This window comes from Chryseobacterium sp. MP_3.2, from assembly GCF_035984805.1.
Taxonomy (GTDB): Bacteria; Bacteroidota; Bacteroidia; order Flavobacteriales; family Weeksellaceae; genus Kaistella.
On the sequence record NZ_JAXCHW010000007.1, the window covers coordinates 57,700 to 76,960 of the forward strand.

The 19,261-nt window shown below is 34.8% G+C and carries 23 protein-coding genes; 3 read left to right on the forward strand and 20 right to left on the reverse strand.

Annotation, left to right across the window (positions count from 1 at the left end):
- Positions 1-169 precede the first annotated feature (169 nt).
- From RCH13_RS10055 to RCH13_RS10070, 4 genes are read right to left on the reverse strand one after another with little or no spacing between them, the layout of a single operon-like run.
- Positions 170-1,279: a glycosyltransferase family 4 protein gene (locus RCH13_RS10055; protein ID WP_326987109.1), complete on the reverse strand. Its 1,110-nt coding sequence runs from the start codon at positions 1,277-1,279 to the stop codon at positions 170-172.
- Positions 1,276-1,944, reverse strand: coding sequence for a glycosyltransferase family 32 protein (locus RCH13_RS10060; RefSeq protein WP_326987110.1), 669 nt, complete (start codon positions 1,942-1,944; stop codon positions 1,276-1,278). The genes RCH13_RS10055 and RCH13_RS10060 overlap by 4 nt, the downstream gene beginning before the upstream one ends.
- 9 nt (positions 1,945-1,953) lie before the next feature.
- Positions 1,954-2,766, reverse strand: coding sequence for a 2,3,4,5-tetrahydropyridine-2,6-dicarboxylate N-succinyltransferase (locus tag RCH13_RS10065; RefSeq protein WP_326987111.1), 813 nt, complete (start codon positions 2,764-2,766; stop codon positions 1,954-1,956).
- Positions 2,767-2,800: 34 nt separating this feature from the next.
- Positions 2,801-3,340, reverse strand: a complete 540-nt coding sequence (locus tag RCH13_RS10070) for a C40 family peptidase (protein WP_326987112.1) — start codon at positions 3,338-3,340, stop codon at positions 2,801-2,803.
- Positions 3,341-3,505: 165 nt separating this feature from the next.
- Here RCH13_RS10070 and prmC point away from each other — a divergent pair, with 165 nt between their 5' ends.
- Positions 3,506-4,363, forward strand: a complete 858-nt coding sequence (gene prmC, locus RCH13_RS10075; protein WP_326987113.1) for a peptide chain release factor N(5)-glutamine methyltransferase — start codon at positions 3,506-3,508, stop codon at positions 4,361-4,363.
- 398 nt (positions 4,364-4,761) lie between these two features.
- Here prmC and RCH13_RS10080 read toward each other — a convergent pair whose 3' ends face one another.
- The 14 genes from RCH13_RS10080 to RCH13_RS10145 form a co-directional block, all read right to left on the reverse strand.
- Complete coding sequence (locus tag RCH13_RS10080; RefSeq protein WP_326987114.1) at positions 4,762-5,418, reverse strand: rhomboid family intramembrane serine protease; 657 nt, start codon at positions 5,416-5,418, stop codon at positions 4,762-4,764.
- 43 nt (positions 5,419-5,461) lie between these two features.
- A complete protein-coding gene (locus RCH13_RS10085; protein WP_326987115.1) occupies positions 5,462-5,779 on the reverse strand; it encodes an ATP-dependent Clp protease adaptor ClpS in 318 nt (105 codons plus the stop codon).
- Positions 5,780-5,808: 29 nt separating this feature from the next.
- The gene (locus RCH13_RS10090; RefSeq protein WP_326987116.1) at positions 5,809-7,167 is read right to left on the reverse strand and encodes a hemolysin family protein; all 1,359 of its coding nucleotides are present in this window, start codon (positions 7,165-7,167) and stop codon (positions 5,809-5,811) included.
- A 148-nt stretch (positions 7,168-7,315) separates the two neighbouring features.
- Positions 7,316-8,191: a T9SS type A sorting domain-containing protein gene (locus RCH13_RS10095; RefSeq protein WP_326987117.1), complete on the reverse strand. Its 876-nt coding sequence runs from the start codon at positions 8,189-8,191 to the stop codon at positions 7,316-7,318.
- Positions 8,192-8,358: 167 nt separating this feature from the next.
- Positions 8,359-9,216 (reverse strand): ATP synthase F1 subunit gamma, encoded by an 858-nt coding sequence (gene atpG, locus RCH13_RS10100; protein ID WP_326987118.1) that lies wholly within the window; start codon positions 9,214-9,216, stop codon positions 8,359-8,361.
- A 67-nt stretch (positions 9,217-9,283) separates the two neighbouring features.
- Positions 9,284-10,861 carry a F0F1 ATP synthase subunit alpha gene (atpA, locus tag RCH13_RS10105; protein ID WP_326987119.1) on the reverse strand — a complete coding sequence of 526 codons (1,578 nt, stop codon included), beginning with the start codon at positions 10,859-10,861 and terminating at the stop codon, positions 9,284-9,286.
- Positions 10,862-10,878: 17 nt separating this feature from the next.
- Positions 10,879-11,418: an ATP synthase F1 subunit delta gene (gene atpH / locus RCH13_RS10110; RefSeq protein ID WP_326987120.1), complete on the reverse strand. Its 540-nt coding sequence runs from the start codon at positions 11,416-11,418 to the stop codon at positions 10,879-10,881.
- 1 nt (position 11,419) lies between these two features.
- Positions 11,420-11,917: a F0F1 ATP synthase subunit B gene (gene atpF, locus RCH13_RS10115; RefSeq protein WP_326987121.1), complete on the reverse strand. Its 498-nt coding sequence runs from the start codon at positions 11,915-11,917 to the stop codon at positions 11,420-11,422.
- A gap of 99 nt (positions 11,918-12,016) precedes the next feature.
- Positions 12,017-12,214 (reverse strand): ATP synthase F0 subunit C, encoded by a 198-nt coding sequence (gene atpE, locus RCH13_RS10120; RefSeq protein WP_027377418.1) that lies wholly within the window; start codon positions 12,212-12,214, stop codon positions 12,017-12,019.
- A 114-nt stretch (positions 12,215-12,328) separates the two neighbouring features.
- The gene (atpB, locus tag RCH13_RS10125; RefSeq protein ID WP_326987122.1) at positions 12,329-13,480 is read right to left on the reverse strand and encodes a F0F1 ATP synthase subunit A; all 1,152 of its coding nucleotides are present in this window, start codon (positions 13,478-13,480) and stop codon (positions 12,329-12,331) included.
- 73 nt (positions 13,481-13,553) lie between these two features.
- The gene (locus RCH13_RS10130; protein ID WP_326987123.1) at positions 13,554-13,943 is read right to left on the reverse strand and encodes a hypothetical protein; all 390 of its coding nucleotides are present in this window, start codon (positions 13,941-13,943) and stop codon (positions 13,554-13,556) included.
- Positions 13,927-14,220: an AtpZ/AtpI family protein gene (locus RCH13_RS10135; RefSeq protein ID WP_326987124.1), complete on the reverse strand. Its 294-nt coding sequence runs from the start codon at positions 14,218-14,220 to the stop codon at positions 13,927-13,929. Before RCH13_RS10135 ends, RCH13_RS10130 begins: the two co-directional genes overlap by 17 nt.
- A 73-nt stretch (positions 14,221-14,293) precedes the next feature.
- The gene (locus tag RCH13_RS10140; RefSeq protein ID WP_326987125.1) at positions 14,294-14,566 is read right to left on the reverse strand and encodes a type II toxin-antitoxin system RelE/ParE family toxin; all 273 of its coding nucleotides are present in this window, start codon (positions 14,564-14,566) and stop codon (positions 14,294-14,296) included.
- Positions 14,559-14,804 carry a ribbon-helix-helix domain-containing protein gene (locus RCH13_RS10145; RefSeq protein WP_326987126.1) on the reverse strand — a complete coding sequence of 82 codons (246 nt, stop codon included), beginning with the start codon at positions 14,802-14,804 and terminating at the stop codon, positions 14,559-14,561. The genes RCH13_RS10140 and RCH13_RS10145 overlap by 8 nt, the downstream gene beginning before the upstream one ends.
- A 152-nt stretch (positions 14,805-14,956) precedes the next feature.
- On the opposite strand from RCH13_RS10145, the gene ffh reads away from it, so the two are divergent.
- On the forward strand, positions 14,957-16,327 hold the full coding sequence (gene ffh, locus RCH13_RS10150; RefSeq protein ID WP_326987127.1) for a signal recognition particle protein: 1,371 nt from the start codon (positions 14,957-14,959) through the stop codon (positions 16,325-16,327).
- Positions 16,328-16,586: 259 nt separating this feature from the next.
- On the opposite strand, the gene RCH13_RS10155 is transcribed toward ffh, so the two are convergent.
- Together RCH13_RS10155 and RCH13_RS10160 are read right to left on the reverse strand one after the other, a co-directional pair.
- On the reverse strand, positions 16,587-17,180 hold the full coding sequence (locus tag RCH13_RS10155; protein WP_326987128.1) for an OmpW family outer membrane protein: 594 nt from the start codon (positions 17,178-17,180) through the stop codon (positions 16,587-16,589).
- 145 nt (positions 17,181-17,325) lie between these two features.
- Positions 17,326-18,285 carry a PhoH family protein gene (locus RCH13_RS10160; RefSeq protein WP_326987129.1) on the reverse strand — a complete coding sequence of 320 codons (960 nt, stop codon included), beginning with the start codon at positions 18,283-18,285 and terminating at the stop codon, positions 17,326-17,328.
- 128 nt (positions 18,286-18,413) lie between these two features.
- On the opposite strand from RCH13_RS10160, the gene RCH13_RS10165 reads away from it, so the two are divergent.
- On the forward strand, positions 18,414-19,241 hold the full coding sequence (locus RCH13_RS10165; protein ID WP_326987130.1) for an SAM hydrolase/SAM-dependent halogenase family protein: 828 nt from the start codon (positions 18,414-18,416) through the stop codon (positions 19,239-19,241).
- Positions 19,242-19,261 lie beyond the last annotated feature (20 nt).

Sequence of the window (19,261 nt, forward strand, 5' to 3'; positions counted from 1 at the left end):
AAAAAACCGTCTTTGCTCAGACGGTTATTTATTATTTTTAGCCACTTTGGACCACATTTAATCAACTCGTCTTTAGATGAGATGATGATGATGGAATAAAGCGATTGTATTTTTCATGTTTTTTTAACTGGTGCAAATATAGATCATAATTTTATTAATTCGCAATATTTTATTTATCTTTTTTATTAAGTTCTTGATAAACAGCGTTTAAATTTTCGGCAATAATTTGATCATTAAATTTCTGAACATGTGCTAAACCCTTTTCTGCTCTTCGTTTTCGTTCCGATTCATTGTTCCAAAGAAATAAAATCTTGGCTTTTATATCCTCGAAATTATAGGGATCAATATAAACTGAGTTTTCACCTCCAGCTTCGGGAAGACAACTGAGATTACTTGTGATGACGAGAGTTTTAGAAAAAAGCGCTTCTATAACTGGAATTCCAAAACCTTCAAAAAAACTGGGATAAACGAAAATATCTGCCAATTTGTAAATTGCCGCCAATTCTTCCATGGAAACATTTTCGAGAAATTGAACTTGATCTTCTAACTTATTTTTTTTCAAAAACTTTTCAACTTTCTTGAAATATTTTGTTTTTTTGCCAATGACAAGTAAAGGAATTTCTTTTCCGTTAATTGCTTTAACGATATTCAATAAGTTTTTTCTTTCCTCAATGGTTCCAACATTCAGAATAAATCTTTCCGGAAGATTGAATTTTTCTTTTACCGAATTTAAAAATTTTCCGGTTTGATTTTCCTTAAAAGCTTGATGGCAACCTTGATAAACCACGCTAATTTTACTTTCCGGAACTTTTAAAAACTGAACAATATCGAGCTTCGTCTGCTCCGAAATTGCAATAATTAAATCTGCTTGTTCTGCGGCTTTTTTAAATTTCCAGAAATGTATTTTTCGGTCGAAAAAGGAATAATATTGCGGAAATCTCAGAAAGATCAAATCATGAATGGTGACTATCTTTTTAATGGGTTTATCAGTCCATTTTAAAGGCAATTCACCGGAAAGTCCATGGAAAATATCACAATTTACATTTTGTGCATTTTTTCCCATTTTTAACTGTCGTGAAAAATTTCCGTCCGAAGTTTCATGGAAAGAAACATTGGATAATTCCAGAATTTCTTTTCCTTTTTCAGATTGCATCCTATTGAAAAGAACATATTCATTATCAGGATAAAAGGTGGCTAAAATTCTAACTAAATCCCGAGAATAATTTCCTAATCCCGAACTGTTATTGAAAAAACGTTTACCATCAAAAGCGATTTTCATTCTTCTAAAGGTTTAATAATATCTTGCGTCATCTGTTTCTTCTTCCAATGTTCAGATTTTTTGGAATAAAGGAAAAACTTCCCTAATTTATATTTAAATTTTAAAAATCCTCGATATTCTATACCATCAAAAATACGATGGGGAATTTCAGGATTTCTCTTTAGACAATCATTAATTGCCTTCGTGAAGGCAGTAGGACCAGTAGTTGCGTGAACATCATGCGGGAATTTGTGCTGTTGAATATTTTCCAACACTTGCTCCAAAGTTTTTTTAAGAAATGGATGTCCTTTGTCAAAAATAAGTGCCCACTGACAGTAGAAATGAACATGTCTTTCTACACTTAACAGTGCAACATCTATGGGTAAGATGAGTTTTCTTAAAGGTTTAGACATTCCACTGTCTACATCTAAATAAACGCCACCTTTTTTATATAGAATTGCATATCGAAAAAAATCAGCTTTTGCGGCACCAATCGTCAATTGATTGTAGGCCTGCAAATATTCCGGTCCAAATTCTTCCCGAAAAAAATCCTGAATATCAATATCATCGTAAAGAAAATATTGATATTCAGGGTTCATCTTTTTCATTCTCCAAATATGCCATTTAGTAATCAGTGGCAATTTTTTGGTTTTGAAAGTCTGAAAAATATTCTTCGGAATACTCATAAATTTTAATTAAACGGCCACGTTATTTTCTCGCAAAGCATCGTTTAGAGACGTTTTTTTATCCGTAGATTCTTTTCTTTGTCCAATAATTAAAGCACAAGGAACCTGGAATTCTCCTGCGGGAAATTGCTTCGTATAACTACCAGGAATGACCACTGATCGTGAAGGGACTCTTCCTTTAATTTCAACTGGCGTTTCACCCGTCACGTCAATAATCTTGGTTGAAGCAGTAAGCACAACATTTGCACCCAATACTGCCTCTTTTTCTACATGAACACCTTCTACAACGATACATCTAGATCCTACGAAAACATCATCTTCAATAATAACTGGTGCAGCTTGAAGTGGTTCTAAAACTCCACCTATTCCAACACCACCGCTTAGATGCACATTTTTTCCGATTTGTGCACAACTACCTACAGTTGCCCAAGTATCGACCATGGTACCAGAATCTACGTAAGCTCCGATATTCACATAAGAGGGCATTAAAATAACTCCAGGCGCAATAAATGCTCCTTCTCTTGCCACTGCATGAGGCACCACTCGAACTCCTTTTTCAGCATACCCTCTTTTCAAAGGCATTTTGTCATGAAATTCAAAAGGACCCACTTCGATTGTTTCCATTTTCTGAATTGGAAAATACATTACTACTGCTTTTTTAACCCACTCATTAACCTTCCAACCATTTTCTGTGGGTTCAGCAACGCGAAGTTCGCCCAGATCTAATTGTCTGATTACTTCTCGGATTGTTTTTTTGCTGTCGTCGTTTTGTAATAATTCTCTATTGTCCCAAATATTTTCAATGGATTCCTGTATTGTCATCAGTTTATATTTTAATTTTATAATGTGGGTAAATTTACAAAACTCTTCTCGCGAAAAGGTATGCATTGTTCCAATATTTCTCATTGAGCGAAGAAATGATTACGCCCTTCGATGTAGAGGCGTGAATGAATTTAACTTCACCATCATTTCCAATGTCATGTACAATTCCGACATGGGAAACTCGACTTCCACCCGCTGTTGCAAAAAAGACCAAATCCCCGGGTTTTGCTTCCTTAATCTTAATTTCCTCACCTTCATTCGACTGATCTTGAGATCTTCTTGGCAATTGCAGTTTATTTTCATCAAATACTTTGACCACTAATCCTGAGCAATCAAAACCAGAGGAAGTGTTTCCTGCATATTTATACGGTGCGCCTAAATACTTTTGCGCATCACTCAATAATTCTGAAACAAGACTGGAGTTTTTTCCAGAATAATTAGATTCCAATGTTTGCAGATTAGGCGCTTTCGCAACACTTTTTGTGGGAACCGTTCTCTTCACCACTACATTTTTCGAAGCACCACAAGAAACAAGAATCATCGCGCTGAATGTGATCATCAAATACCTTTTCATATTTACTTTTCGATTTTTTCAAAAATAAGGAAAATATTTAAATTGAGTCTGAATTTTAAGAGAATATACTTATCAATAGGCTTTCAAGAGCGATTTACTTTCAATTTTCAATTCACTTTCCGAAAAAAGGAATTATATTTAAGATTCTGAAATGCTTTACCTAAAATGACCTATCAAGATTATAAAAACTTTTTTAAAAAAGAACTCTCCGAATATTACAGCAATTCTGAAATTTCCACCTTGTTTGAAATTATCATTGAGCATTTAACAGGATGGAATTCATTTGAATTAAGAAGTTGTAAAAATCTAAATATTGAAACTGAGATCTTTGAACAATTATCAATTATTTTAATTGAATTGAAAAGCGGGAAACCTTACCAGCAAATTTTGGGTGAAACCGAATTTTACGGCTTAAAATTTTTTGTGAATGCGCATGTTTTAATTCCGCGTCCGGAAACCGAAGAGTTATTGGAATTGGCGATTGAGAAGATTCAAGATTCAAGATTCAAGATTCAAGATGTTGGTTTTAAGATTTTGGATATAGGAACTGGTAGTGGAATTATTCCGATTATTCTGAAGAAAAAATTTCCGCAAGCTCAAGTTTCGGCGATTGATTTTTCCGAGGATGCATTAAAAGTTGCAAAGAGAAATGCAGAACTTTATGTAGTAGAAATTAATTTTATTCATCAGGATTATCTAACTGAAATATTGACTGAAGTTTATGATGTGATTATCTCAAATCCGCCTTACATTGGGAGAGCGGAAGAATTTGAGATAGCAGATTCTGTGAAAGATTTTGAACCGAAAATGGCGTTGTTCTCTCCTACTTCTAATGCGCTTATTTTTTACGAAAAAATTGCAAAAGATTGCGAAAATCATCTGTCGGAAAATGGATTGGTTTTTCTCGAGATTAATCAAAAACTGGGAAAGGAAACTTTGGAATTATTTGTTGATGTTTTATCTGAAGTAGAATTATTGGAGGATATTTCGGGGAATGAAAGAATTGTTTGGGGAAGAAAATGATGTTTGGCGCGAGCATAAGCGAGCGTCAAGGAAATGAATCTTTAAAATCTTGGCGTGAGCGAAGCGACCGGCAATCAGTCCATAATAAATTTATTTTTTCAACGCTGAATTGCGAAATTACCTCGCATTATTTATGAAGGGATCAATCGTACATCTCATCGATTAGCAATCTAAATTTGATATAATTATATATTAAATTTTCAAAAAAACAGCTGAAATTTATAAGTTTTCTTTGGATGAAGCCTTAAATTTCTGTTTTCTACGAAATGAAATACTGCCCTAAATTATAGCCGCGATTGCAGTGGCATCCTTTTATGAAGCGAAGCGGAATAAAAGATAGAGCGGAAAGCGCGACGGGTTTTTAAAAGAAGCGAAAATCTTTTTAGCTCCAAAAAAAATCAACCAATCTTTTTATTCACGAAAACTTGAAATGCCATATACATCAATGGAAGGGACATAATCCCTAAAAACAAAGCATTTTCAATGGCTTTTTCTGGTTGCAAACCGACTGCGAAAATAAGTCCGAAAAATGCTCCCCCTAAATGCGCAGCATGGCCAATATTATCATTTTGTCGCGGATTAAGCATCATATAAACGGAGTATGCAAAATATAAAAATCCAAAGATGTATCCTGGAATTGGGATTGGGATAAAGAAAAAGTAAATCCCTAAATCAGGAATCATAGCGATAGAAGCAAACAAAATCCCAGAAACTCCACCACTCGCGCCAATTGCTGAATACCAAGATTGATTCTTGTATAAATAGAGCGAGAATAAATTCCCTAAAAGGATTGATCCAAAATAAACGACCAAAAAGCCCATATCACCAAACGCCTGCACTACTATCGGCGCAAAGAAATAAAGCGTCATCATATTGAAGAGCAAATGCATTAGATCCGCATGCAAAAAACCCGCAGAGATAAGTCTTACATACTCTTTATTACCCAAAATTGCTCCAACATTAAACTTGTACTTTTCAAACAACGCGGTGTTGCTGAATGCGATAAAACTAATAATTGCAGTTAAAGCGATAATAATCAATAATATAGTACTCATATAAATTTTATAAAATAAAAGTTTCGGAATCCGAAACTTAGGTTTAAACGATTTCTGAAGTTAAGCTCCTTGCCAACAATTTCTCATGCATCGGTTTCAAATTTTCTAAGGGACCAGTTTTAACCGTGCATTTTCCCTTAAAATGAACAAGCATCGTACATTGTTCCGCCTGTTCTAAGGTATGTTCACAAATTTCCACCAGAGCTTCAATTACATCATCGAAAGTATTTACGTCATCATTCCAAAGAATAATTTTGTACACTTCATCTTCCCTTTCTAAAACCGCTACATCTTCTTCATATTCCCGTTGCGGCTTGTCATAGTTTTTAGAATTATCATTCCAATGTACAAAGGTTTTCATCACTTATTTATCTTGCGGTTAAGTAGCGTTTAAAGATCATTAATCTCCTCGGCCAAGTCATCAATTAAGTTGGTTTCAATGTAGACCAGTTCTACCACATCTACGGATTTATTCTGCATCTTCAGAATTTTCACATGGTAATTATTAAGGTCAAACTCTTGATTTTCTTCCGGTATTTCTTCTAATTCATGAAGTATAAATCCGGCTAAAGTATTGTACTCGCTGTCCTCGGATAAAGGAAATTTCTTCGGCAAATGTTCATTAATTTCATCCAAAGGTTGTGTAGCTTGCACCCAAAAAACATTATCTCCTAATTGATCTACAATAATATCTTCATCATCTTCCTCATCCTGAATTTCCCCTACCAATTCTTCTAAAATATCTTCTAAAGTCACAATCCCCTCTGTTCCGCCGAATTCATCAATCACTACGGCTAAATGTTGCTTTTTTTGTTGGAAAACTTTTAGCAAATCTGATATTTTTTTACTTCCAACTACAAAGAACGCTTCACGCATCAGCTTCTTCAGCATTTCGTGATCAATTTCCCCGCGACTTCTAATATATTCCCTAATTATTTCTTTGGCGTAAAATATTCCAATTATATTGTCAATAGAACCTTCATAAACAGGAATTCTAGAGTATCCACTGTCCATTATTTTTTCAATAATTTCTTCAATGGGATCTTCAATATCAATGGAAGCAATATTTTGACGCGGAACCATGATTTGTTTTGCAGAATGGTCTGTAAAATCAAAAGCATTTTTTATAATCTCATAGTTCTCTTCTTCTATCTCTCCTGAATCTGCTGATTGTTTTACCAAAAGCTGAAGTTCCTCTGTGGAATGGATTTCCTGATCAGATGCTGGAAGTATTTTCATCAAGCGCAAAACTCCATTAGACAATTTATTCATCGACCAGATAAATGGCTTGAAGACAATGTAGAATACACGCAACGGCATTGCAATAAACATTGTAGTAGACTCGGATCTTCTAATGGCTATGGATTTTGGAATCAATTCTCCGAAGACTATATGCATCACTGTAATTAGTAGGAAGCTAAAAACCAAAGATACTGTGGTTACCGTAGCTGGTGCGACAGCGAGATTTAAATAAAGGAAAAAGTTTTCAAAAATGTGATGTAAAGCGCTTTCTCCTACAAAACCTAAAGCTAGCGAAGCTAAAGTTATTCCTAATTGGGTTGCAGAAAGGTATTCGTCAAGATGTTTGATGATATATTCTGCTTGCTTTGCCATAGAATGACCTTCGGCAGCTTTGAGTTGAATTTGAGAGTAACGAACTTTAACGATTGAAAATTCTGCGGCTACGAAAAAGCCATTGAGTACTACTAAGAATAAAGCTAATAAAAGCTTGACGACGTCTGAGTCCATTTAATTTTTGAAATATTTGATGTAAAGATAATTAAAATTAAATAATAAAATTTTGATATTGAGTCATAGACAAGCACTATATATAGTCTTTTCAATAAAAAAAGAAGCATCAAATTAGCTTGATGCTTCTCTAAATAAATGAAAAAAACTATGTTTTAATAAACTTAATGGTTTGTTTGCGTTCTCCATCTTTAATAGGAACTAAAAGGTAAACTCCAGGAGATAAAGCTCTAGCATCTATATTGAAATCACTTTTAGAATTTAGCATACTTTCTTTTTTTACCATTTTTCCACTTGCGTCGTAAATTTCGAAAATTAAGTTTTTAAAATCTTTCTGTACATTCAGTTTAAGATAATCTTGCACAGGATTTTCTTGTAAAGAAATATCATTGCTGAATACTCCACCTTCATTGGATTTTAGTAAAGCACCAGGTGCAAAAGTAATCTGCCACGAAGCTACATTAGCAAGATCTCCATCACCATAATCGTATAACATTATTCTCCATTTCCCTGCAATTGATTTTCCAGTAAGAAAAGTATTCATTGAAACAGGATTATGTGTTGGATAAAGAGCTGTGCCATACGAAGGAGCATAATTTCCGGCAGGAATAGGTGTTGCTGCCGATGCAACATTAATTGGATTAGCGTTGGATGAATTAAAACTTAGAAGATTAGCCGCTGCAAAAGTTTTAGAACTACCACAAGCAGTAAATGTGCTTGCTCCTAGTCTTCTAATTAGGGTAATTCCTTCACCACTTGGGGAGATAATATCTACAGCAACATCACCTAACCAAGGTGCAACAAGTCCTAAATCGATTGTTACTTTGGTAGGATCTGCAATGGTCCCCGAAATTGGTACGGTGATCTCATTCATTTCTAGACCAGCTTGTGCATTCCCTCCACATCCTCCAAGTTTGGATATTGCTGAGGCTCCAGCTGTTGGAGTTGTGTTTTGATAAGTTTGACCTTGAGTAAAACTGCACATTGCAGTGAAACAAATTACAAGAATGTTGAGATTTTTCATAATAGGGTTTTTAGAGTTGTTAGTTGTAACAAAACTAGCGAAACACTGTTGTGCATAACTCGTTTATTAACCCTTTCTCAATAGGTAAAATCACGTAAAAAAACTGTCCAAAAAGTAAAAAAGACTGTGAAAAATCACAGTCTTAAATATTTGATATAGATAATTTTTTAAGAATTCTTCAATGCTTCCGCACCACCTACAATTTCTAAAATTTCATTAGTAATTGCAGCTTGTCGCGCTTTGTTGTAGAAAATTTTCAAATCATTTCGTAAAGCTTCTGCATTATCAGTTGCTTTGTGCATTGCCGTCATTCTAGCTCCATGTTCAGAGGCTACTGAATCTAAAATCGCTTTGTAAACTTGAGTTTTAATGGACTTTGGAATCAATACATTTAAAATTTCTGCCGCGTTAGGTTCGAAAAGGTAATCTGTATTTACTTCCCCCTTATTTTCTCCCATAGCAATAGGCAAAACTTGTTCGGAATGAACCTCCTGCGTTGCAGCATTTAAAAATTTGTTATAAATCACATGTACTTGATCAAATGCTCCTTCCTTATAAGATTGCATCACTCGCTCCATAAAGTTAGACACGATATTGAATCCCATACCATCAAAAATGGCACTCTGGTTTTCATAGACCGTTCTCGTTCTTCTCACAGAATCATACACTTTTTTACCTACAGCAAGAATTTCAACTTCATGATTCGTATTGCTAATTGCACTATTTAATTCCTTAATTACAGAGGAGTTAAATGCACCTGCAAGACCTTTATTAGAAGTGACTACGATGTAAAGAATTTTCTTCACTTCTCTTTCAACAGTGAAAGTAGAAATCCCCTCCATATCAGTTGTGGAACTAACATTTTCAATGATTTCTTGCAATTTTTCTGAGTAAGGTCTCAACATGACAATAGCATCGGTTGCTTTTTTAAGTTTCGCAGCGGAAACCATTTTCATAGCACTCGTAATTTGCATGGTGGAAGAGATCGAAGTAATTCTTGCCCGTATTTCCTTTAAATTTGCCATTCTTTGAATTCAAAGTTTAAAATTCACTATTCAAAATTAAATTCTGAACAGTGAACAGTAATTATTTTTAGTTGTATTTTGAAGCTAATTCTGCTGCTGCCTGCTTAAGAACCCCTGTAATTGAATCATCAATTTTTCCGGATTTAATAGCAGCCATTGTTTCAGGATGTTTTGATCTTAAAAATGCAACATATTCTTTTTGGAATTCTTTTACATCTTTAATAGGAACATTTCTTAAAAGATTTTCTGTTCCTGCATAAATCATTGCCACCTGAGAATCTACCGGAAGTGGCGAATTTACTGGTTGTTTCAAGATTTCTACGTTACGCTCTCCTTTAGAAATAACAGCTTGCGTAGAAGCATCTAAGTCTGATCCGAATTTCGCAAACGCTTCTAATTCTTTATACTGAGCCTGATCTAACTTTAAAGTTCCAGAAACTTTTTTCATGGATTTGATCTGAGCATTACCTCCAACACGTGATACCGAAATACCTACGTTAATTGCCGGACGAACACCAGAGTTAAATAAATCTGTTTCCAAGAAAATCTGACCATCTGTAATTGAAATTACGTTGGTAGGAATATAAGCAGAAACGTCACCTGCCTGAGTTTCAATAATTGGAAGTGCAGTTAAAGAACCGCCTCCTTTTACTAATGGTCTCAATGAGTCTGGTAAATCATTCATCTGTGCTGCAATAGTATCATCTGCGATTACTTTTGCGGCTCTCTCTAATAATCTGGAGTGAAGGTAGAACACATCTCCAGGATAAGCTTCACGTCCCGGTGGTCTTCTCAATAGTAGAGAAAGTTCACGGTAAGCAACAGCTTGCTTGGATAAATCATCATAAATAATTAATGCTGGACGACCAGTGTCGCGGAAAAATTCTCCGATCGCTGCTCCTGCCATTGGTGCGTAAACCTGCATTGGAGTTGGATCAGATGCATTTGCAGCTACGATTACGGTATATGCTAAAGCTCCTTTATCTTCTAATGTTTTTACAATCTGTGCAACAGTAGAACCTTTTTGGCCAATCGCTACATAGATACAGAATACAGGTTCCCCTGCATCATAAAATTCTCTTTGGTTAATAATGGTATCAATCGCTACAACAGTTTTACCTGTCTGACGGTCACCAATAATTAATTCTCTTTGTCCTCTACCAACCGGAATCATAGAATCGATTGCAACAATACCTGTTTGAAGAGGTTCTGTTACCGGCTGACGGAAAATTACTCCCGGCGCTTTTCTTTCCAAAGGCAGTTCGTAAGTTTCTCCAGTGATAGGACCTTTACCATCAATTGGGTTACCAAGAGTATCTACTACTCTACCCAACATTCCTTCTCCTACTTTAATAGAAGAAATTCTTTTGGTCCTGTTTACAGTATCACCTTCTCTTACCAATTTAGATTCCCCAAGAAGGGCAACACCTACATTGTCTTCTGCAAGGTTCAAAACGATACCTTCAATACCGCTTTCGAATTTTACCAATTCACCGTACTGAACATTTTCTAAACCGTACACTAAAGCGATACCATCACCAATAGTTAATACCGTTCCTACTTCTTCCACATTAGATTGTGTGTCAAAGTTGGCTAACTGTTGTTTAAGAATTGCAGATACTTCTGCCGGATTTATTTCTGCCATTTTATGGTTTTTTTGTCTTAAGTTAATTGAAATTCCTTTTTAAGTTGATTCAGTTTTGCACGTACAGACGCGTCAATTTGCTGATCTCCAACTCTCAAAATATAGCCACCCAAAATATCTGCATTGATAATTGGTTTTACATCAAATTTGTTGGTATGATTTACCAAATTGGTAGATTTCAAAATATTATTGATGTTTTCTTCGGAAAGCTGAGAAGCGGAAGTCAAAGTAATTCTTTGAACGCCATTCATGTCTTCTACCTTATTGATATACTCTTGTGCAATATTCTGCAACTGGCTTTCTCTTCCGTGTTTGATGACCAAAAGAATGATGTTCTTAGCAACAGGAGAAAAGTTCTGAAAGATTTCAGAAGCTACACTAATTTTTTTCTTGGTATCGATAATTGGCGAAGCGAAAAAGTTCTGCAACTCTCTCGATTTACTGATTGTTTTTACCAAATCTCCCATTTCTGTAAACACAGAATTTGTATTCCCAGTCTCTTGCGTGAATTCTAATAAACCTTGCGCATAACGCTTTGCTACTTTACTTGTAAGCATTTTAGTTCAAATTAGATTTGTTAAGAATATTTTCTACCAAAGCATTTTGAGCTCCGTCATTATCTAATTTTTGTTTCAAAATTGATTCTGCAATCGTTACCGATAAAGTTCCAATTTGATTTTTGATTTCAGACATGGCCGCAGATTTTTCTGCTTGAATAGATTGTCTGGCTTGTTCAATCATTTTATCTCCTTCAGATTTAGCAATATCCTTCGCTTCACCTACGATTCTGTCTTTGATCTCTCTGGCTTCTTTCAAAATGTTATCACGCTCTACTTTGGCTTCACGAATGATTACTTCATTTTCTGCCTTCAAGTTCATTACTTCTTGCTTCGCTAATTTAGCCTGATTCAAAGAATCTACAATCGTAACTTCTCTTTCATTAACAGCATCCATAATTGGTTTCCAAGCAAACTTTCTTAAAACCAAAAGTAAGATGATGAAAATTATCGTTTGAATGATAAATAAACCTGATGAAAAATTTTCTAATAATCCCATACGAGTTATAATATATTAGTGTAATTAAATTTTAATTTTTTAAAAAAATACTTGCCGTAACCAACCGTTCCCGGCAAGTGATGATTGTGTAGAAACTTCTTAGTTTACTGCGAATAAAGCAGCAAAAGCAACTCCCTCTACAAGAGCTGCAGCGATCAACATCGCTGTTTGAAGTTTACCAGCTTGTTCTGGTTGTCTAGCCATTCCTTCCAAAGCAGCAGCACCGATTTTTCCGATACCGATACCTGTTCCGATTACTACTAAACCTGCACCGATGATTTTTGGCATTTCTTGCATAATATAAATTTTAAAAAATTAGTTTCGTTTTAATATAATTGACGGTTGATGATTTATAAATGATTTTTTTTAAATATTCAAAGTCAATCATCATTAATCAGTCATCATTTATTTCTAATGAGCCATTCCTTCTTCTCCCTCATGGCCGTGCTCTTCATTTGCCATACCGAAATATACCGCAGAAAGCATGGTGAAGATATACGCCTGTAAAAACGCTACCAAAACTTCCAACAAATAAATAACGAAAGTCAAGAAAGGGAAAGCGATTCCGGCAATTACATTTTGGAAATAATAAATCAAAGCGATCAAACTCATCACGATAATGTGACCTGCAGACATATTCGCGAAAAGACGAATAAGAAGGGAGAACGGCTTGATGAATAATCCAATAATTTCAATCGGCATCATTACAATTTTCATGGGCCAAGGCAATCCCGGCATCCAGAAAATGTGTTGCCAATAGTTTTTATTCGCAGTAAACTGCGTGATTAAGAATGTCAATAACGCTAAAGCAAATGTGATGGCGATATTTCCAGTTACATTAATCCCAAAAGGCATTAACCCAAAAATATTTAAAAACAAGATGAAGAAAAAGATGGTTAATAAATAACTCATGTATTTCTTATAGTTTGTACCAATGTTTGGCTTCGCAATATCATCTCTAATAAAAAGAATTACCGGCTCTAATATTTTCGCTGCTCCAGAGGGAACTAAAGAATTTTTGTAATTTCTTGCAATTCCACCGAAGATAAAGATAAGTAGCAAACTCGTTACTAAAATCATCAGAACACTTTTAGTGATGGATAAATCTAAAACTTTATCATTCGTTGCGTGTCCCGCTTCATCCAATATTAATGCTCCACTGGCGTCTGTTTTATAAATTTTTTCATGAGACAAAACATAATGTCCGCCTTTACTTTCTACTACTTCTTCTCCATGGTGAAAAGCTGTACTCATCATGGAATGAAATCCATTCGCATTGTCATAAAAAATTACTGGCAAGGGAAAACCAATGTGATTCTCAGTACCATCTGCATTTTTAGACACCATAATGTCAAAACTGTGTCCATCTAATAAGTGATGATCAATGTAGTTTTTATTTTCAGATTTAATTTTTTCGGCCTCGGAAAGTGGCGCTGCAACATCCTCAGAAACATCCTTTGCTACAACTGCTTCTGTAGCAGAAATAACTTTCGTTTCCTGTTGAGCGAACGTTGAAGAAAATGTCGATAAAAAACCTATTAGAAGAAGTACTCTTTTCAGCATTGCCATATCTTATTTTAAAGTTTTGCAAAAATAGGACAAATAATCATAATATAAAAATCCTTTTTTACTGATTTTATTCATCTTTTGGCTCGGTTGCACTCTCTTCAGTCTGCAAAAGCTTAACTGCATAAAGTGTTGCTAAAACTAATGATATTAAATACGGAATGATAAAATGAATTTTATAATAAGGAACTTCGTTTAAATTCAATTTGTTCATCACCAAAAACATCATCATCAGTTTAAACATGATTAAACCCATAAATGTGAAGCCTATATATTCTGGATATATCTTTTTAATAATTGCCAGAATCGTCATGACCATCACAAAGAGCAAGGTCAGAAAAAGATAATACTTGATAAAGGTAGTTTCAAATCCGATTTGCAGAAATTGCCAGATCGCGAAATGCACAATAAACATGGAGAAAAAAAGAAGAATATAAAGTGTATTATTTTTTAGTTTCATTGTCTTGAATATTTTTTAATTGTCGCAGTAGATTATAAAAAGCCAGTCCCATACCCAGGAAACCAATTCCCACCGTCAAAAGATTATTGGGCATGTCCAAATGTTTGTTCAACCAGTTTCCACCCCAAAAAGAAAGTCCCATGGTTGCAAGCATCTGGAAAACAATCGCAGAATAAATCCCATATTGGCGAAGCCCGCTATTCTGATAATTCTTTTGATCTTCTTCGTTAAAATCCTGATTGTGAGAATTTTTAAAAGGCATTTTTAATTTTTGCAAAAATAGGGAAATTTTGTCAACGTTTTCGGCTTGTCGAAAGGTAAAGAGGTTTTGAAATGTGGAAAAGAAAAGTTTAGTAATTTTGCCGTCCAATAATGGTAACAATCTCTATTTCCTCATTCGCAAGTTTATAATAAATAGTATCGACACCACAAACACAAAATCTATAGAAAGAATTCTGTCTTGCGATCGGGAACATTAGAGGATTTGTCGCAATTTTATCAAAACAATCGTTTAGCATATTGAAATATTTATCTGCCTGTGCAGCGCCAAATGTAATTGATCCGTACTCATAAATTATCCATAAATCTTCTTTCGCTTCTACACTCAAGAAGTAATTAAACATTAGATAATCTATTTTTAAATTCTGCCAAAATTTCTTCTCTGCTTTGTTTTTTTGAAATACCACTTTTTTCACCTCGGTCTAATTTCATTGAAACATATGCATCATAGGCTTCCCTCTCTCTTTCTTTCTTGATTAAATAGTTTACAGCTTCACTTTTACTATTAAATTCTTCCGCAACAATTTGTTTTTTTAACCATTCATCATTTTGTTTTGCTAGCGTAATACTTTGTCTTGCCATGGTAAAATATTTTAAGTGGTGTAAATATACACCAAACTATTCAAATTAATGAAAACTCCCACTCCTCTGTAAAGGAATATTTTTTAGACTTATCCAATTAATTTCAAATCCGCAAATATTTCCTTATTTTTGCAACTCTTAAATAATAAAAAATGTTCAATAGTTTACAGGATAAGTTAGATAAAGCCCTTCATAATATCAAAGGCCGTGGGAAAATCACAGAAATTAACGTAGCAGAAACGGTAAAAGAAATCCGTCGTGCCTTGGTTGATGCCGATGTTAATTATAAAGTGGCAAAAGATTTAACCAAACGCGTTCAGGATAAAGCATTGGGTCAAGATGTTTTAACCAGCTTAAGTCCAGGACAACTCATGACCAAAATCGTTCATGACGAATTGGTGGATTTGATGGGTGGCACGCATGAAGGAATTAACCTTTCCGGAAAACCCAGCGTCATTTTAATTGCAGGACTTCAAGGTTCAGGTAAAACAACATTCTCTGGAAAACTGGCGCATTATTTAAAACAAAAACGAAGCAAAAAACCGCTTTTGGTGGCTTGTGACGTTTACAGACCTGCTGCAGTAGAACAGTTAAAAGTTTTGGGTAGCCAAACGGGAATTCCTGTTTATACGGAAGAAGGTGCGGTAAATCCTTCCTCCATCGCGGAAAATGCCGTAAAATTTGCAAAAGAAAATGGACACGATGTGGTCATCGTAGATACCGCGGGTCGATTGGCAATTGATGAAGCCATGATGAACGAGATTAAATCGATTCATTACTTCATAAAGCCAGAAGAAACTTTGTTCGTGGTAGATTCCATGACGGGTCAAGATGCGGTGAATACTGCAAAAGCCTTTAATGAAGCTTTGAATTTCGATGGTGTGGTTCTAACCAAATTAGATGGAGATACGCGTGGTGGAGCTGCATTAACCATTCGATCTGTGGTAGAGAAACCGATTAAATTTATTTCTACAGGAGAAAAAATGGAAGCTCTGGATGTTTTCTATCCAGAAAGAATGGCAGACAGAATCCTGGGAATGGGTGATGTAGTTTCTTTGGTAGAAAGAGCGCAGGAACAATTCGACGAAGAGGAAGCGAAAAAACTTCATAAAAAAATTGCGAAGAACGAATTTGGTTTTGATGATTTCTTAAAGCAAATCAATCAGATCAAAAAGATGGGTAATATGAAAGATTTGATGGGCATGATTCCAGGGGTGGGAAAAGCCATGAAAGATGTGGATATACAAGACGACGCCTTTAAACACATCGAAGCAATGATTCATTCTATGACGCCAGAAGAAAGAAGACGACCTTCAATTATAAATACTCAAAGGAAAGCGAGAATTGCAAAAGGGGCAGGAAGAAAAATCGAAGATTTAAACGCTTTGATGAAACAATTTGACCAGATGGGCAAAATGATGAAGATGATGCAGGGACCGCAAGGAAAGCAAATGATGGAAATGATGAGTAAAGGAATGCCAAAAGGAGCTGGAATGCCGGGCGGAAATTTATTTGGAAAGTAACTTAAAAAATAAATTTTTACACAAAAAATCCTAAGGCATTCCTTAGGATTTATCTTTTCCCTTAATTTCTCTAAATAGAACTGTAAACCAATCCTTACGAAAGTGTATTTAAGTAATAAAACATATTTACATTTTAAAACTATCAAATTTTTTTGATTTTTTGAGCGGTGATTTTGATGGCATTGTCTACCTTCTAAATAATTGAGTAATATGCATGAAAAAGTCCCGCAATCGCAGGACTAATTGTATATAATTATTTTTATTTTAAGAATAAAGTGAATCCAACATTCACACCTAATGTGCTAGTTGTTGTTTTATATTCAGTTGAGAACTCTGTTTCATCTTGCGTATTTACAAATTGATTGTATCCTAATCCTAAATCAACTCCAACATTTTGATTAATTAAATAAACCAATCCCCCTTTTGCTTTCCAAGCAAATCCATCTAATGTTAAATCTTCTGAGCCATATTCTGTTTTTTGCGAGGCATATCCAATACCAGCGCCAAGATATGGAATTAGATTTGAAGCCGATTTGAAATAATAAGTAGCAGTTGGTAGAACTGAAGTTGTACTTACAGAAACATTTTCATTATCGTCTTTAGTACTAATTGAAGTATAACCTAAATCAAGACCAACAGCTAACTTGTCTATTACGAAATAACCTACAGAAGGTGTAATTGTAAAAGTAGAAATTTTTGGATCAGATTCGGAATTATTTCCTGCAGAATATTTAGTAGAAACACTATTAAATCCTAATGTTGTAGATCCACCAACTACCCAAGAACCTTTCTCGGTTTGTGCATTCATAGTTGCAAAAAGCGCAACAGCGCCCACTAAAAACATTTTTTTCATAATAATTAATTTTTTAATTGTAAAGCAAATGTAGAATTATTTTTATAATTAACAATTTATTAACAAAAAAAAATTAAAATTCTGTAACTCATTGATTATTAGTGTTTAATTTGTATCAATAACTTATTGTGGATTTGTTAGTAATTTATTCACTGCGCAATCTCTCCTCTTCTTTATTGTAGGATTGAATGATTTTGCGCACCACTGGATGTCTCACTACATCCTCCTCTGTTAAATGCACAAACCCTATTTCATTTACATCTTTTAAAATCCGCATCGCTTCTTGTAAACCAGATTTTTGTTTCAGTGGCAAATCCACTTGACTTGGATCGCCTGTGATAATAAACTTTGCATTCATTCCCATTCTTGTTAAAAACATTTTCATCTGAGAATGAGTCGTATTTTGTGCTTCATCTAAAATAACAAAGGCTTCATCTAAAGTTCTTCCCCTCATAAAGGCGAGTGGAGCAACCTCTATAATTTTTTTTTCTACAAATCCTTCTAACTTTTCATGGGGAATCATATCCCGAAGCGCATCATACAACGGCTGCATATACGGATCCAACTTCTCCTTTAAATCGCCCGGAAGAAAACCGAGACTTTCCCCAGCTTCTACCGCAGGTCTGGTCAAAATGATCCTTTTCACTTCCCGATCACGCAGCGCTCTTACCGCCAAAGCAACACTGGTGTACGTTTTACCTGTTCCCGCTGGTCCAATTGCGAAAACCATATCCTTCGTATCACAAGCTTTTACCAATTTTTTCAGATTGGTCGTTTTTGCTTTTATAATTTTTCCGTTTACTCCTTTTACGATAATATCTTGGTCAAAGACGAGCTGTTTTTCATTCTCATCCTTAAGATTTAAAATACTTTCGACATCCTTAAGGGAAAGGGAATTATTTTTCGCTATAAAACTGACAATATCATCCAGCTTAAATTTAAAAATATCCAAAGCTTCTTGATTGCCAATGGCAAAAACAAAATGGTCTCTGCCTGTAATCTTTAAAGTCGGGAAACTTGATTTGAGTAAATTGAAATATTGATTATTAACGCCATAGAAGGTTTTAGTTTCTGTGTCATTCAGGTCATAATTAAGTTCAAACATAACGTATTTATTTGGTCGTATTATTCTCTAAAAATATCAAATTTTATTTGATTATCCCCCTTTTACTTTTCCACATTACTACGAGAAATATTTTATTTATCTTAAATTTGCAGTTCTTCAATTTTTACATGGCAGTTATTACATTTACATCAGATTATGGCTTAGTTGATCATCGGGTAGCCGCTGTGAAGGGTAAAATCCTAAGCTTAAATGAAGAAGCGAAAATCGTAGATATTTCCCATGAGATTCAGCCGTATAATTTGCTCCAAACCGCTTATGTGGTTAGAAATTCTTATTCTTTTTATCCAAAAGGAACAGTACATATTATTTCCGTAGACAGCTTTTACACCAAGGATCGCCGTTGTATTCTTTACAATGCCAATGAACATTATTTTTTGGCCGCAGACAATGGGCTTTTAAGCCTGATTTTTTTCGATATTAAGCCCGAAGCAGTTTACGAAATCACTTTCAATAACCGATTTGATGATGAAGTAACCTTCACTTCTACTGATATTTTTGCTCCCGTTGCTGTGCATCTACATAATGGTGGTTTGCCAGAAGTTATTGGCAGAAAATATAAAACCCCGAAGCAACTCTCTTTTCCGCGACCCGTTTACAATGAATCTGAGAAAATGATTATGGGTGAGATTATGTACATTGATAACTTTGGTAATGTAGTTTCTAATATTAGTAAAAATTTCTTCGAGAAAAACAGTGCTGATTTTGAAAGTTTCTTGGTGAAATTTAGAAATTTAGCCCTTTCCAAAATCTACAACCGCTACACAGAGTTTATTCATGATTGGTCCAAAGAACATGAATACCACGGTAAATCTGCCGCTATCTTTAACAGCGAAGGTCTTTTGGAATTAACGATTTACAAGGGAAATAGTCAAAACGGAGCAAAAACATTATTTGGATTGCAAGTTGGAGAACACATTTATGTGGAATTCAGCTAAAGGAATCGCTTCCCAGAAAG